The organism is Mangrovibacterium diazotrophicum (assembly GCF_003610535.1).
In the GTDB taxonomy this organism is placed as follows: domain Bacteria; phylum Bacteroidota; class Bacteroidia; order Bacteroidales; family Prolixibacteraceae; genus Mangrovibacterium; species Mangrovibacterium diazotrophicum.
Window position 1 is genome coordinate 74655 of the sequence record NZ_RAPN01000005.1, and the last position, 13999, is coordinate 88653.

A 13999-nucleotide genomic window follows, 5' to 3' on the forward strand; every position below is an offset into this window, starting at 1 on the left:
AGTTTTTTTGTCGATTTAAACTGGCTGTAAACAGCATTCGGCTAATATTTAAAGCTGCTACCCCCCAAAAACTCGCGAATCAACGAGGTTGGTGGAATCTCGGCATCATCGATGTGATGAAAATAGCTGAAGAATTTGAGCAGGCGATTGGCTTCGCAATGTTCCTCGCAAACCTCAGGAACGGCTTTCAGCAAAGGTTCCACGTATTTTTTCAGCACAGCCAGCTCGTAAATCAGGGCAGAGTTGAACATCACATCCGCATTTTCCTGGTACGGAAAAATATTTTTTTCCTCGCCACTTCGAACACTCGGCCAACGTTTGATTGTATCCGCCGCCGAATAACCACGATACTTGCTGTCGCGAATCATGCGTCGGATTAGCCGGTTATCGGTCGTTGAAATATGGTTGTGATCGTCCAGAGAAATTTGCGTCAAAGCAGAAAGGAAAATCTTGAAACTTCTGCCGTTTTGCACATGCGGCATCAAGCCGGGATTCATGCCGTGAATTCCTTCCACAATGAGGATATGCCCTTCTCCCAATTTTAGTTTTTCACCCGTAAACTCCCGTCGCCCAAGTATGAAATTAAACCGAGGCAACTCCACTTCCTCACCACCAAACAGCTGTAGGAGCTGTAAATTGAAGAAATCCACGTCAATCGCATCCAGCGATTCAAAATCGTAATTGCCATGCTCGTCCCGCGGCGTTTGTTCACGATCAACAAAGTAATCATCCAGCGAAATCAAGTGTGGCGTAATGCCGTTTACGGCCATCTGCACAGCCAGGCGTTTGCTGAATGTCGTTTTTCCAGAAGCCGACGGTCCGGCAACCAAGACCACTTTCACATGGTCTTTCCGCTCATCAATCATGTTGGCAATTTCCGCCACTTTCTTTTCATGCAGTGCCTCCGATATTTTGATGATATCACCACCTCTTCCCGACTCAACATACTCATTCAGCATCCCTAGATTCGGCACATTCATCAACTCGGCCCGTTTTTTATGCTCTTTGAAAATCCCGAAAAGCTTTTCCTGAAGTTCAACTTCGTTAACTTCTTTGAAATTATCCGGTTTGGGAACCTGCAGCAAAATCCCATCGAAATACGGAACAATATCAAACGTTGTGAGGTAACCGGTCGAGGGCACATGATGGCCATAGAAATAATTGCAGTAGCCATTCAGGAAATACAGAAAAGAGAACATCATCCCCTGCTGATCAAACAGCTTTGCCTTTTCTTCCAGCCCCTGACGCACCAATTCCTCAACGGCATCGGGCGTCAAAATCCCTTTCTTTTCGAAGGGCAAATCCTTTTCAACCCACGATTGCATTTCGCTTTTCAATTCCCAAATATCCGAATCGGTAATCTTGCGTTTCAGGCCGATCAGCTCGCAATAGTAGCCGTTACTAATGCCATTCAGCACCTTCAGTTTTACCTGCGGGAAAACCTCCCGAACAGCAACATAGAGCAAAAAAATAAGGGATCGTACGTAAAGGCGGCGTCCGTCGATGTGCGTGTAGTCGATAAATTCGACCTTCTTCGACTTAACAACAGAGAAGGAAAGCTCCTTCACTTTGTTGTTCACCAATGCCCCGCAAATTGGATTATCCAATTGGATGCCGAGGTCATCTTTTACTTCTTCAAGGGTAGTTCCTAAGGGGTAAGCCTGAACTGTGTTATTGTTTTCACAATAGATGTCAATTGTTCTCGCGCTCATGTTTTCTGAAATCAGCACATTGGCGTCGCCAAACTTCGCCGTTTTCCCGGCGCCAATGCGTTAGTAGACTATAAATCTAACTCTTTTTTCAGAAACTTCGCCGTGTACGAATTATGGTTTGCAACAATTTCTTCCGGCGTTCCGGCACCTAAAATCGTACCGCCGCCGCGTCCACCTTCAGGTCCCAGGTCGATGATATGATCCGCCACTTTAATGACATCCAGGTTGTGCTCAATAACAATGACCGTGTTCCCCCGTTCAACCAGTTGATCCAACACTCCCAGCAGAATGCGGATATCCTCGAAATGCAATCCGGTCGTCGGCTCGTCGAGAATGTACATGGTTTTGCCGGTGTCTTTTTTGGCCAGCTCGGTTGCCAGTTTCACACGCTGCGACTCACCACCCGAAAGGGTTGTTGACGACTGCCCCAACGTGATGTATCCCAAACCAACTTCCTGCAAAGTCTTCAACTTGTGCGCAATGGAAGGCAAGCTTTCAAAGAATTCGACACCTTGATTGATCGTCATGTCCAGCACATCGCTGATCGACTTTCCTTTGTAACGAACCTCCAGCGTTTCGCGGTTGTACCGCTTGCCATTGCAGGCATCGCAATGCACATACACGTCGGGCAGAAAGTTCATCTCAATCAGCTTCAAGCCACCTCCCTGGCATTCTTCGCAACGACCACCTTTAACGTTGAATGAAAAACGTCCCGGTTTGTAGCCACGGATTTTGGCTTCGGGCAATTGGGCAAACAAAGCGCGAATATCAGAGAAAACGCCGGTGTAAGTGACCGGGTTCGAGCGTGGTGTGCGGCCCAGCGGCGACTGGTCTACCTGCACCACTTTGTCAATATGTTTCAGCCCTTCAATTTTATCGAAGGGCAGCGGATCTTTCAATGAGTTGAAGAAATGCTGGCTTAGCACCGGCTGCAAGGTTCCGTTAATCAGGCTCGACTTGCCACTTCCCGAAACACCGGTCACGCAAATCATCTTACCCAACGGAAATTCCGCGGTCACATCCTTCAGGTTATTGCCTTTGCAACCAATTAGCTTCAGGCTTTTGCCATTTCCTTTCCGACGTTCTTCGGGCACCACAATCTGATGTTCACCTTTCAGGTATTTCGAAGTCAGCGTATCGGCTTCCAAAACCTCCTGCGGAGTACCCGCCGCAACCACCTCCCCACCATGACGGCCGGCAAATGGCCCCATGTCGACCAGGTAATCGGCACTCATCATCATGTCTTTATCGTGCTCAACCACGATCACTGAGTTACCAGTATCGCGCAGTTTCTCCAACGAACTAATCAGTCGAAGGTTGTCACGCTGGTGCAAACCAATACTTGGTTCATCGAGAATGTACAACACATTTACCAGCTGCGAACCAATTTGTGTAGCCAGACGAATACGCTGCGACTCGCCACCCGACAAAGTTCCCGATGAACGATCGAGCGACAAATACTCCAAGCCCACATCAAGCAGGAAGCTCAAACGGGTCCGGATTTCCTTGATGATTTCCACCCCGATTTTTTGCTGACGCTCCGTGATGCGTTCTTCCAATCCCTGGAACCACTCCGTCAGCTCAGCGATGTCCATCTGCGCCAGTTCCGAAATATTTTTTTTGTCGATTTTGAAATATAACGACTCCTTTTTCAAGCGATGCCCGTCGCACTCGGGACAGGCCTTTTCGCGCACAAACTGGTTCGCCCACTTCTGCGCTGTTTTCGACGGATTATCGTCGCGCTGACTATCGATATATTTCACAATTCCCTCGTAGCTCATGGCGTAATTTACCGAGCCACCAAGCGGCGAATTTTTCAGTTGAATTCGTTCGTTGGTCCCGTACAGAATCGCATCCATCGCTTCTTCGGGAATATCTTTCACAGGCGTTTTCAGGTCGAAACCATGCTTTTCACCCAACGCTTCAATTTGCCAGAATATCAGTGTATTCTTTTGCGTGCCAAGTGGAGCAATTCCGCCTTTGGCAATGCTCAACTCCGGATCGGGTACAATCTTTTCCTGGTCGATCACCGCAATTCGTCCCAAGCCATTACACTTCGGACAAGCACCTTGCGGCGAGTTGAACGAGAAATTATGCGGCGCCGGCTCGTTGTACGAAATACCGGTGGTCGGGCACATCAACTGGCGGCTGTAGAATTTGAGGTCTTCCGAATCATTGTCCATGATCAGGCAGACACCATGTCCCTGTTTCATGGCCATCGCCACCGAATCCTTCAGGCGTTTCGTTATGCCCTCTTCCACCTTCAGCCGGTCGACAACAACTTCGATGAAGTGATTTTTATACCGATCGACACGCATGTTGGGCTTCATTTCAACCACTTCTCCGTCAACACGGGCATACAGAAAACCTTTTTTCCGCGTCGATTCGAACAGCTCGCGGTAGTGCCCCTTACGGCCGCGCACCAAAGGCGACATGATGAGAATCCGCTTATCGGCAAAATGTTCCTGGATCAGTTTCAGAATCTGGTCGTCGGTGTATTTCACCATCTTTTCACCGGTCTCGTATGAGAAAGCTTCCCCGGCACGGGCATACAACAAACGCAGGAAATCGTAAATCTCGGTTACCGTTCCCACAGTCGAACGCGGGTTCTTATTGGTCGTCTTCTGCTCAATGGAAATCACCGGGCTCAGGCCGGTAATCTTGTCCACATCTGGGCGTTCCATGTTGCCCAAAAACGAGCGGGCATAGGCCGAAAAAGTCTCAATGTAGCGTCGCTGTCCTTCCGCATAAATGGTATCGAAAGCCAGCGAGGACTTGCCACTACCGCTCAAACCGGTTATTACCGTCAGCTTATTACGCGGAATTTCAACATTAATATTTTGCAGGTTGTGCACACGGGCGCCGTGCACAATGATTTTTTCATCCTGGTCAAGCAACTCGTCCTCCAGTTGCAACTTATCGTTCTCCACCATTTTTAGTCGTTTGCTTTGGTCCGGAATCCTTTCGCCGGAATTTTAATTGCGTAAGTTTTTCCTTTGGAATTGGTTAGAAAAGTCTCGCGCAACCATGGATTCAACATTTTCAATATTTTGTAGTTGGTACCGTGCTCTGTTGCAAAATCAGCAAAATCCTTCACCGGCCCATTTACCGTAGTCGTTTTCACTTCCCACAGCGGATATTTCTCATCTTCGGTTACAACGAAACCGTATTCCGCCGGGTTTTCCATGATTAGTTTGAGGGCTAAAATCCGGAACACGTAGCGCGAGGTTTCCTCACCCACCAACAAGTCATAGTAACTGCTCACCTTTTGGCGTTCCAACTGCCGGTCGATAAAAGAGCGGCCAGCATTGTATGAAGCTGCAACCAGAGTCCAGCTTCCGTATTTCTTGTACGAATCTTTCAGGTATTTGCAGGCAGCCTGTGTGGCTTTCTCCACATGATAACGTTCGTCAATCTCGTTGTTCACTTCCAAGCCGTAATCGGTCGCGGTACCTTTCATGAACTGCCAAAAACCAACAGCTCCTGCAGGCGACACAGCACGCTGATCGAAACCACTTTCGGCCAAAGCCAGGTAAGCGAAATCTGTCGGTACGGTATCGGCTTCCAGAATCGGAACAATGATCGACATAAATCGCGGTGCCAATTTCAGAAAACGCAGCGTCTGCGAATGGAAATAACTGTTCACCAGCAACTCCCGATCGAGGCTTTCGCGCACATCGTTATACGACAGCGGCACCTCTTCCTCCATAAAAGTCAGCTTCTCCGGGATATTCACTGCATGAAACATCATCCTGGCAGGTTCTTCCGTTTTCACGTTGCTTTCCGGCAGAGCCGAGGATTCCAGCAAATGGTAACCGGCAAACAACAACACAATAACTGAAAGGCTAAAAATCGAACGTCCAAAAATCTTTTTCATATCCCTACAAGCAATTTAAAAGGCAAAAGTAATGGTTTTCCAAGTGGCTATCAACGAACTTGAAAGATTAATTTTAAAGACAGCCGAAGCGGGTAGTTGTTCACGAAAAATAGCAAAAGTGATGCCGGCAATGCCATTTAAAAAGTCGGGAGAGAAGAATGGTTTTGGATCGAAAAAGTAGAAGAACGGACGAAAAAACAGAAGTTGCATCCGCTTAAACCGCCAACCCAAAATAGAGATACTGAAAGGAACTATTGATTAATCAGCTCGCAAATTTCGTTTAAATGAAGCTGAAAATGCCGAAGAAAATCGGTGATCATCTCCCGAAGTTTGACAACTTCGTCGGCACCGGCGATCCACTCATTCTCCAATTTATCCGGTTTGACCTGCTTGATGACATGAATCAGGTGCAGATGGCTGTATTTCCACAACTGCACCAAGTCTCCCCAATTTTCGTTTTGGTAATTTTGAATGGCAATCCAGCGATCGTTGCTGCCATTGGTGGCATAATTGGGGAATTGCAGCGGGCTGGACTGGTATTGCAAATGCACAATCCGGTGCGTATTATTGGAAGCCGAATCGACCATGTGCCCCAAAATTTGCTTGATGGATCGCCCCTGTCCGTTTCGCTTGTCGCAAATGGTTGTTTCCGGCAAAGCTTGCAAATCGGGCTCCCAGCTTCTCAAACCAGCGCTGATTCCTTCTGTGATATTCGAGAAATCCATGATGATGGTGTTATTGGGGTTCTACTCTTTTTAAACTTTCCGGATCATCTCCAAGATGCTTCTCCATCACCGGCATAAAACGCCCTACGATTGTTGTCTTCAATTTGCTAACCGTGCGGAAACCATAGCTGAGGTAAAAAGCTTCCGAATTGGGGTCAGCATCCAACACCACTTTTTTAAATCCGTCACCCTCAACACGCATCATAAAATCGTTAAGCAGGTAATTACCGAAGCCACGACCAATAAAGGCGGGTTCGACAAACAGATTATCGAGCTTGACTGTCCCCGAAGCAACAGTTCGATAGGCGTAGTAGCCCACCAACTCTTCATCGGCGAACAGCTTGAACGCTGTGCTTTCGGCCAGGTATTCCGTCGTAATTCGAAGTTCATCACGCCAGGCCTCCATTTGCTCGGGGCTATAATTCCAGTAAGCTTTCGACCGAAAAGTCAAATCGGTTAGCACCTGGGCATCGGTGCTCTGTACTTTTTCAATAGTTAGATTCATGCTTAAACTTATCCATAAGTTCTGAAAATTCAAACTTTCAACATACTAAAAACCAAACGCTCAGCCCCTCCGCTTCCGACCGATTAAAATTAGATCCGTGCTGATTCGGCCATCCGGCGCTTGATAGTCCTGCCGAACCGAATGCTCGATTTCAATTCCGGCCTCTCGCAGCAATTCTTCGAGCGATGCCTTCAAATGATAATTGAAAAACACCTCACTGTCGCCCGAAAAACTGGTCGGTTCAAAACCGGCGTTGTCCGAATCTCCCTCCATGGTGCTGATGTAAATCAATCCGCCCGGTGATATCTGCGCTGCACAATCGACAATCAGCTTTTGGGTATCTTCAGCAGACAAAAAGGGTAGACAAAACGAGCACATTACCAGATCGAATTGCCTTTTCAACGCTCGGATTTTTCGAACATCCATCACGCGAAAATCAACTGACGGCAGCGAACGACGTGCAATCTCAATCATCCGGGGTGCCAAGTCGATTGCCGTGATTTGAGCATCCGGAAAATGGCCATGCAGAAATCCGGTTATATTTCCCGGACCGCAGCCCAGCTCCAAAATACTCGAAACCGGCTCGGGTGCCAAACTCACAAAAAGGTCCAAATGCACCTGGTACGAATCAATATTCTTGAAACGCTCATTGAACTCGTCCGCGAACTCATTAAAGCGCTGAACAGAGATGTCAAAATTTTCTTTCATGAGTTTAAACGACCTATTTTCTGCCATCTTTCCGGTTATATTGACTCCAGCCTCCGGCGGCAATCCCAGCTCCTCCTAAAACAGGGCCATAGGCAACCAGATAAGAATTACCGGTATTGATATACCCCAGATAGGTGCCAAGTGTCACAATAATTCCAACAACTGAAATCACCAGCCCGACAGCAATCAGTTCCCGGGCTTTTTGATTTCGACTCTTTTTCACGTCCCCCCGGAGAATCTGGTTGTCAATCAATCGAATAATTACCCGGATATCTTCTTCCGCCACTCCCTCCGACGCTAATCGACTCCGAATCTCTCCAAAACTCATCCCCTCTTGTTTTAACACCAAGTACTTATCGTATAATTCTTTACTACTCGCCATTTATTTATGCTTTGTTTTTATTGATCCATTCAACTTACTTCTATTCGCGTCGACTTCAAAGTCGAGCCCGAGTGGTATTCTTTAACCCTGATTTCTTTTTATAGACATATGATGCCTCCGGCATCTTCATCTTCAATCCATTGAAAAAGATGTTCCGTCTTATACTCCACCTCAAATGCTTTCAGGAAAGCAAGATATTCTTCTTTAAATGTCTTCCTTTTGTGATGTTCTTTCTGAGATTGAATATACTGGATCACATCCGACAACTGAGAACGACTGTATGAAAATGCTCCAAATCCTTCCTGCCAACGAAAACGAAATTTTGTAAATTCTTTCTCTTTGAGAAAATCGTTGGACGATTTTTTAATTTCCCGAACAAGATCCGACAAGCAACAGCTCGGTCGCATACCAATTAAAAAATGAATGTGGTCGGCAGTTCCATTTATGGCCAGGAGCTTTTGCCCTTTATTCGAAACTATGCCGGTGATGTATTTAAACAATTCTTCCTCCCAATCTCGGTGAATTAAAGCATTTCGATTTTGAACAGCAAAAACAACCTGAATATAAATTTGTGAAAAAGTATCAGCCATATTGTATTTTCAATTTAACGAGATGAAATCCGGAGGATTTTAATGTTTGTAGCATTTGAGCAAAGTGGAAAACTATACGACTCCAGCTGGAGTCGTATTCCTATTGCTTCAACCTAATTCCTTTCTACAAACATTTGATGCCTCCGGCATCGAATATTCTATGAAAAGCTACTCCCTTGAAATCGGAATCAACATCACTTCAACTCGAAACGCACAAGCAAATCGTATTTCAACTCCATCTTTTCAAACTCAATATTAGGGGGTGCTGACGATCCATAAATTGTGCTCTTCGCCCCTCTAACACGGACTCCGGCAACAGCTCCGGTTAATGCAAACGATGCATTCGTTCCATTGTCCGAAATATACAATGCCCGGCCAGTCTCCTGCCCCAATGCTTGAGCCAGCGCATCTGCCTTCGACTTGGCGGCCTTGATTGCCTCCACTTTTACTTCGTCTCGGTATTTCTCGATAGAGCTGTTATCCAGCTTATCGATCGAAATATTGGAGATTCCCAATTCTCCCAATTCCAAATACACCTGTCCTACTGTTTTAGCGTCATGCACCAGCAGCTGATATTCTTTGCTCATCAAAATATCTGTTTTTCGCAACAGGTAAAACTGGAAGTTGCTCACAAAATCTCTGACCACCAATTCCTTTTCTACATCAATCCCAATCTCCTCCAGCTTAGAATACATCTCGCCCTCCACTTCCGACAACGTCTTCCCCTTTATCTCTTTCTCATTCAACAATATTTTAAGATAAATGAGATCGGGCGCAACCTGTTTCTCGGCATGACCACCGACCTCAATGTAATTCTGGTCGATAAAATTTTTCCCTGACTCTTGTGCTTCTACCATACCAATGCTAAGAATTAGCAAAAGGATTGAGAGTAATTTCTTCATTTTAGGTGATTTTAGGCTTTGTACAAATCTGTTTTTTCGTTTTCAATTTAACATTTTTGTTGTTTCATTTCACAAACCAGCTGATTTTGTTTTTAGCATTTGATCAAAAAAATTATGCATCCCATAAAAAAATAAAAAATCCGATCTTTAATAAAAGACCGGATCTACTTCCTTAAGTTTTAGAACAACTTGCTATCAATCCATCGAATGGATCCCAATCATGTTGCCTTCGGTATCGGCAGCCAAGGTTATAAAACCATACTCGCCAATCGACATTTTGGGACGAATGACTTTTCCGCCAGCGCTGGCCACGCGAGCTTCTTCAACACTGCAATCGGCACTGGCAAAATACACGATGGTACTATTTCCGCCAGCGGGCACGCCTTCCATCCGTACCAAAGCACCCGACACACGACCCTTAACTTCCATATCGCCGGGGAAAGCCATCATTTGAAGCTCGTCATCGGTCGGGCTTTTCAAAGGTGCTAACTCGGTTTCGAACACTGTTTCATAAAATTTTTGAGCGCGTAGCATATCATCCACATAAATCTCGAACCACACAACCGGATTTTGAATTTTCATAGCATCTAAGTTTTATTGTTTCCAAACGATAAGTTACGCTGATTTTCTACGAGTTAAAAATTATACTGTTCAACCTGATGCGGGATTTCGCAAAACATATCAAAACAAAAAACCGGCTATGTGTAACCGGTTTATTGGGGAATAGGAAAAAATAAAGTTGGACTTTTTGTCCTTGAAACGGGATTCTGTTTCGGAACTGTCTCCATGGCATTGAGACAAACGTTGCTGTTTATTAAAAATTGTTTCTGTTTTCTGACGGATAGATGCAAATACCATCCCAAAGTTGCTCTCGGGAAACATGTTGCGCAGCAGTTTTCAAAATAAAATACATTGAGCGCTTCCTTTACTCTTCAACGCCACCCTTAAATAAAAACGGTCTTCGCCAATAACCGATTTTAAGATTTTTTACTCGGCTTTCGGAAGTTTCAAACCCACAAATGACGAGGCATTTAGCCCATCGAAAATGAGTTTCTACAAAGGCAAAAACGACGCCAAAAAATCACAATTAACAATTAAATTACATTTGATTTTTTCGACATAAAGGCTATCTATTTGATTTCCTGAAGTCATAAATCCCATCTATATCGTATAGAAAATTTCGCTTTGCCAGTTTTCTTATGTACCTCTATGTTTGCAGTACAAATTATAACAAACAACTAAAATTTTATATCATGTCACAGATTGGTAAACAAATCGTAGATTTTAAAGCGCAAGCTTTCGTAAACAACGGATTTCAGGAAGTAACTAAAGAAGATGTCGTAGGCCGTTGGTCAGTATTCTTCTTCTACCCTGCCGACTTCACTTTTGTATGTCCTACTGAATTGGAAGATTTGGCAAACCTGTATGAAGAGTTCAAAGCTGTTGATTGCGAGATCTTCTCTGTTTCAACCGACACTCACTTCGTACACAAAGCATGGCACGATACTTCTGATACTATCAAAAAAATTAAATACCCAATGTTGGCTGACCCAACAGGTGTATTGTCAAGAGGTTTTGATGTAATGATCGAAGAAGTAGGTTTGGCAGAACGCGGAACTTTCATCGTAAACCCACAAGGTGAAATCGTAGCTTACGAAGTTGTAGCCGGAAACGTAGGTCGTAACGCTGAAGAATTGCTTCGTCGCTTGAAAGCTCTTCAGTTTGTAGCTGCTCACCCAGCAGAAGTTTGTCCTGCAAAATGGAAAGAAGGCGCAGCAACATTGCAACCAAGCATCGATTTGGTTGGCAAAATCTAATTGCTAAGAAATTAAAACTTAACAGGGAGAATTTGCAATCAGAGTTCTCCCTGTTTTTTTAAACAAAACAGCCATGTTAAATCAAGGATTAAAAGACCAGGTAAAAGCTGTTTTTGCCGGTCTGAAAAACAATTATACTTTTCAGGTTACTGCAGCCGCATCGCACCCAAGCAAAGCTGACTTGGTGAGCCTGCTCGAAGATGTTGCCTCGTGCTCTGAAAAGATCAATGTTCAGCAAACAGAAGGCGAAGGACTTTCCTTCAACATTTTGAAAAACGGCGAAGCAAACCCGATTACTTTTCGGGCTATTCCAAACGGACACGAGTTTACGACCTTGTTGCTTGCCGTATTGAACCTGGACGGAATCGGGAAAAACCTGCCCGACGAAGCCATGACCAAACGTATTCAGGCATTGAAAAATCCGGTTCAGCTGAAAAGCTACATTTCGTTGACTTGTACCAACTGTCCGGATGTAGTGCAGGCTTTGAATATCGTTGCTATTCTGAATCCGAATATTCAACACGAGTTGATTGACGGAGGAATTAACCAGGAAGAAGTTGAAAAACTAAATATACAGGCAGTTCCGGCGGTTTATGCTAATGGCGAATTGCTGCACGTAGGCCGTTCATCATTGGGCGAGCTGATTGAAAAGATTGAAACGTTGTCGGGTTCCAGCTACCAGGCTGAAGCCGGACCAGCAAAAACATACGATGTAATTGTTGCCGGAGGTGGCCCCGCCGGAGTTTCAGCAGCCATCTACTCGGCCCGTAAAGGTTTCTCCGTTGCCATTGTTGCTGAGAAAATCGGCGGACAGGTAACCGAAACAGTTGACATTGAAAACATGATTTCGGTGAATAAAACAACCGGAGCACAATTGTCGGCCAACCTGAAACAGCACATCAGTGATTACCAGATAGACGTGATGGAGAACCGTCGTGTAACCGAGGTTGAAGTGATCGACGGTCTGAAAACCGTAAAGACTTCACTGGGTGAAACATTGATTGCCCCGGCCTTGATTATCGCGACAGGTGCTAGCTGGCGTAAACTGAATGTTCCGGGCGAAAGCCAGTATATTGGCTCAGGTGTGGCATTCTGCACGCACTGCGACGGACCATTCTACAAAGGCAAAAAAGTAGCTGTCATTGGTGGTGGTAACTCGGGCCTTGAAGCTGCAATCGACTTGTCTTCCATTGCCTCTGAGGTAACTGTGCTCGAGTTTATGGATACGCTGAAAGGCGACCAGGTATTGCAAGACAAACTGGCTACCCTGCCCAACGTTAAAGTAATTACCAATGCCCAAACCAAGGAAGTGATCGGCGATGGCGGCAAAGTAACTGCACTGGACTTCAAACACCGCAGCACCGAGGCCGAAGAAAGATTAAATTTGGATGGTGTGTTTGTTCAAATCGGCTTAACGGCCAATAGCGAGGTATTTGCCAATGTGGTTGATCGGAACCGCGCCGGCGAAATTATTATCGATGCACACTGCCGTACCAAACAAGCGGGTATTTACGCGGCGGGCGACGTTTCGGAAGTACCTTACAAACAGATTGTAATTGCCATGGGTGAAGGCTCAAAAGCCGCACTTTCGGCATTCGACGATAAAATTAAAGGGCTGCAACTCGGTGTTGTGCCCGAAGCCATGACAGCAAATTAGTTCGATCAGGACATTTATTTTAGGTTTAGAGAGAAAAGGTGAAAAGGTGTTTGCGACGGCAAGCACCTTTTTTTTTGGTATGTTAGCCATCTTACTGACGTGTAAATCCCAAATAAAAATTTGAGAGCCCTACCGGGCGGGTTTTCATCTTTGGCTTGATCCAAAGACGAAACAGAAAGATCAAGGCTGATTTTTGTCTTCTGCTTTCATCTCCCAAAAGCTAAGTTCAGCCGGGTGATCTCCTCCTTACGTCGGAGCTTCCCGGTTTCTCTATTCTTTCGGTTCGATTTTCAGCTTTGACAAAAATAGGCCGGGACGCATGGAACAAGCTTCAAAATAAAATTTCAACCAATCATTTACTTCTTACTTTTACTCCTCGGCTTCGTTCCCGGTGTCACCCTTGTTTTTCTGACTCCCCTGTTCCTCTCAGAATTTCAGTTCAATTTTATTCTCCTCGAAAAGCTGCATGCCCGACGAAAATCCGCCAACATCTTTCAATTCCAGATTTCCCTTGCGAATGAGTTGACGCGCCTGCTTTAAATCATCCTTTTTCACACATCGCAACAACGACTTTTTCCGAAGTTGTACCGATGTAAAATCACTTTCGGGTTGAAACAGGAAGTAGCGATAGCCGCTAAAAAACTCCTGGTTTTTCAACACATCATTTTGGTCTTTGTAAGGCGACGTATTCAACAGATTCACCTTATAATAGCATAACAAATCGGTTTGCCCCTCGTGCAAAATCCGAAAAAAGCGATCGCCTTTCGGGAAGCCGGGGAAGAAACGTTTTTCGAATAACCAATGCTCGCCAAACAAATCAAACTCGAAGCGATGCAGGGTATATTTATCGAGTTTGATGACCGTAAAATAAACCGGGTTATAGGTGATCAGCTCATCGAGGTAGGCATTGTACTTCAATGGAACATTCTCGATTACCTCTCCCGAAACCAAAGTAACTGAGCCGTTAATCCAGTCATCAAACAAAAACGGCGATCCACGCAATTGCTCATGGTAAGCATAGCGTTGCCCCGTCAGTTTTTCCTGGTCCCAATTTTCCTTTGGCTGCGCCTGAAGAGTTAAGGCACCAAAGAACAATAAAATTATCAGTATCGTATTTTTCATGC

General features: G+C 45.3%; 13 protein-coding genes. 2 read left to right on the top strand and 11 right to left on the bottom strand.

Annotated features, from left to right (window positions below):
* Positions 1 to 41 precede the first annotated feature (41 nt).
* The 10 genes from BC643_RS21420 to BC643_RS21470 form a co-directional block, all read right to left on the bottom strand.
* Positions 42 to 1712 carry a nucleoside kinase gene (locus tag BC643_RS21420; RefSeq protein ID WP_120275340.1) on the bottom strand — a complete coding sequence of 557 codons (1671 nt, stop codon included), beginning with the start codon at positions 1710 to 1712 and terminating at the stop codon, positions 42 to 44.
* A 68-nt stretch (positions 1713 to 1780) separates the two neighbouring features.
* Positions 1781 to 4645: an excinuclease ABC subunit UvrA gene (uvrA, locus tag BC643_RS21425; RefSeq protein ID WP_170154653.1), complete on the bottom strand. Its 2865-nt coding sequence runs from the start codon at positions 4643 to 4645 to the stop codon at positions 1781 to 1783.
* Between the two features lie 2 nt (positions 4646 to 4647).
* Positions 4648 to 5589 (bottom strand): lytic transglycosylase domain-containing protein, encoded by a 942-nt coding sequence (locus BC643_RS21430; protein WP_120275341.1) that lies wholly within the window; start codon positions 5587 to 5589, stop codon positions 4648 to 4650.
* A gap of 251 nt (positions 5590 to 5840) precedes the next feature.
* Complete coding sequence (locus BC643_RS21440) at positions 5841 to 6314, bottom strand: DinB family protein (protein WP_120275343.1); 474 nt, start codon at positions 6312 to 6314, stop codon at positions 5841 to 5843.
* 10 nt (positions 6315 to 6324) lie between these two features.
* Complete coding sequence (locus tag BC643_RS21445) at positions 6325 to 6819, bottom strand: GNAT family N-acetyltransferase (RefSeq protein WP_120275344.1); 495 nt, start codon at positions 6817 to 6819, stop codon at positions 6325 to 6327.
* A 60-nt stretch (positions 6820 to 6879) separates the two neighbouring features.
* The gene (locus BC643_RS21450; RefSeq protein ID WP_170154654.1) at positions 6880 to 7527 is read right to left on the bottom strand and encodes a class I SAM-dependent methyltransferase; all 648 of its coding nucleotides are present in this window, start codon (positions 7525 to 7527) and stop codon (positions 6880 to 6882) included.
* A 13-nt stretch (positions 7528 to 7540) separates the two neighbouring features.
* Positions 7541 to 7909 carry a hypothetical protein gene (locus tag BC643_RS21455; protein ID WP_120275346.1) on the bottom strand — a complete coding sequence of 123 codons (369 nt, stop codon included), beginning with the start codon at positions 7907 to 7909 and terminating at the stop codon, positions 7541 to 7543.
* Between the two features lie 98 nt (positions 7910 to 8007).
* The gene (gene tnpA, locus BC643_RS21460) at positions 8008 to 8499 is read right to left on the bottom strand and encodes an IS200/IS605 family transposase (RefSeq protein WP_120275347.1); all 492 of its coding nucleotides are present in this window, start codon (positions 8497 to 8499) and stop codon (positions 8008 to 8010) included.
* A gap of 194 nt (positions 8500 to 8693) precedes the next feature.
* Entirely contained in the window at positions 8694 to 9401 is a 708-nt protein-coding gene (locus tag BC643_RS21465) for an SIMPL domain-containing protein (RefSeq protein WP_120275348.1), read from the bottom strand.
* Between the two features lie 195 nt (positions 9402 to 9596).
* The gene (locus BC643_RS21470; RefSeq protein ID WP_211338170.1) at positions 9597 to 9983 is read right to left on the bottom strand and encodes a VOC family protein; all 387 of its coding nucleotides are present in this window, start codon (positions 9981 to 9983) and stop codon (positions 9597 to 9599) included.
* Between the two features lie 671 nt (positions 9984 to 10654).
* On the opposite strand from BC643_RS21470, the gene ahpC reads away from it, so the two are divergent.
* The gene (gene ahpC / locus BC643_RS21480; protein ID WP_120275351.1) at positions 10655 to 11218 is read left to right on the top strand and encodes an alkyl hydroperoxide reductase subunit C; all 564 of its coding nucleotides are present in this window, start codon (positions 10655 to 10657) and stop codon (positions 11216 to 11218) included.
* A 73-nt stretch (positions 11219 to 11291) separates the two neighbouring features.
* Complete coding sequence (gene ahpF / locus BC643_RS21485; protein WP_120275352.1) at positions 11292 to 12875, top strand: alkyl hydroperoxide reductase subunit F; 1584 nt, start codon at positions 11292 to 11294, stop codon at positions 12873 to 12875.
* Positions 12876 to 13301: 426 nt separating this feature from the next.
* Here ahpF and BC643_RS21490 read toward each other — a convergent pair whose 3' ends face one another.
* On the bottom strand, positions 13302 to 13997 hold the full coding sequence (locus BC643_RS21490; protein WP_120275354.1) for a hypothetical protein: 696 nt from the start codon (positions 13995 to 13997) through the stop codon (positions 13302 to 13304).
* Positions 13998 to 13999 lie beyond the last annotated feature (2 nt).

What these genes read in the sequence shown, in the direction of transcription:
- BC643_RS21420 (WP_120275340.1), bottom strand. Translation starts at nt 1,712, where the DNA reads ATGAGCGCGAGAACAATTGACATCTATTGTGAAAACAATAACACAGTT.
- uvrA (WP_170154653.1), bottom strand. Translation starts at nt 4,645, where the DNA reads ATGGTGGAGAACGATAAGTTGCAACTGGAGGACGAGTTGCTTGACCAG.
- BC643_RS21430 (WP_120275341.1), bottom strand. Translation starts at nt 5,589, where the DNA reads ATGAAAAAGATTTTTGGACGTTCGATTTTTAGCCTTTCAGTTATTGTG.
- BC643_RS21440 (WP_120275343.1), bottom strand. Translation starts at nt 6,314, where the DNA reads ATGGATTTCTCGAATATCACAGAAGGAATCAGCGCTGGTTTGAGAAGC.
- BC643_RS21445 (WP_120275344.1), bottom strand. Translation starts at nt 6,819, where the DNA reads ATGAATCTAACTATTGAAAAAGTACAGAGCACCGATGCCCAGGTGCTA.
- BC643_RS21450 (WP_170154654.1), bottom strand. Translation starts at nt 7,527, where the DNA reads ATGAAAGAAAATTTTGACATCTCTGTTCAGCGCTTTAATGAGTTCGCG.
- BC643_RS21455 (WP_120275346.1), bottom strand. Translation starts at nt 7,909, where the DNA reads ATGGCGAGTAGTAAAGAATTATACGATAAGTACTTGGTGTTAAAACAA.
- tnpA (WP_120275347.1), bottom strand. Translation starts at nt 8,499, where the DNA reads ATGGCTGATACTTTTTCACAAATTTATATTCAGGTTGTTTTTGCTGTT.
- BC643_RS21465 (WP_120275348.1), bottom strand. Translation starts at nt 9,401, where the DNA reads ATGAAGAAATTACTCTCAATCCTTTTGCTAATTCTTAGCATTGGTATG.
- BC643_RS21470 (WP_211338170.1), bottom strand. Translation starts at nt 9,983, where the DNA reads ATGAAAATTCAAAATCCGGTTGTGTGGTTCGAGATTTATGTGGATGAT.
- ahpC (WP_120275351.1), top strand. Translation starts at nt 10,655, where the DNA reads ATGTCACAGATTGGTAAACAAATCGTAGATTTTAAAGCGCAAGCTTTC.
- ahpF (WP_120275352.1), top strand. Translation starts at nt 11,292, where the DNA reads ATGTTAAATCAAGGATTAAAAGACCAGGTAAAAGCTGTTTTTGCCGGT.
- BC643_RS21490 (WP_120275354.1), bottom strand. Translation starts at nt 13,997, where the DNA reads ATGAAAAATACGATACTGATAATTTTATTGTTCTTTGGTGCCTTAACT.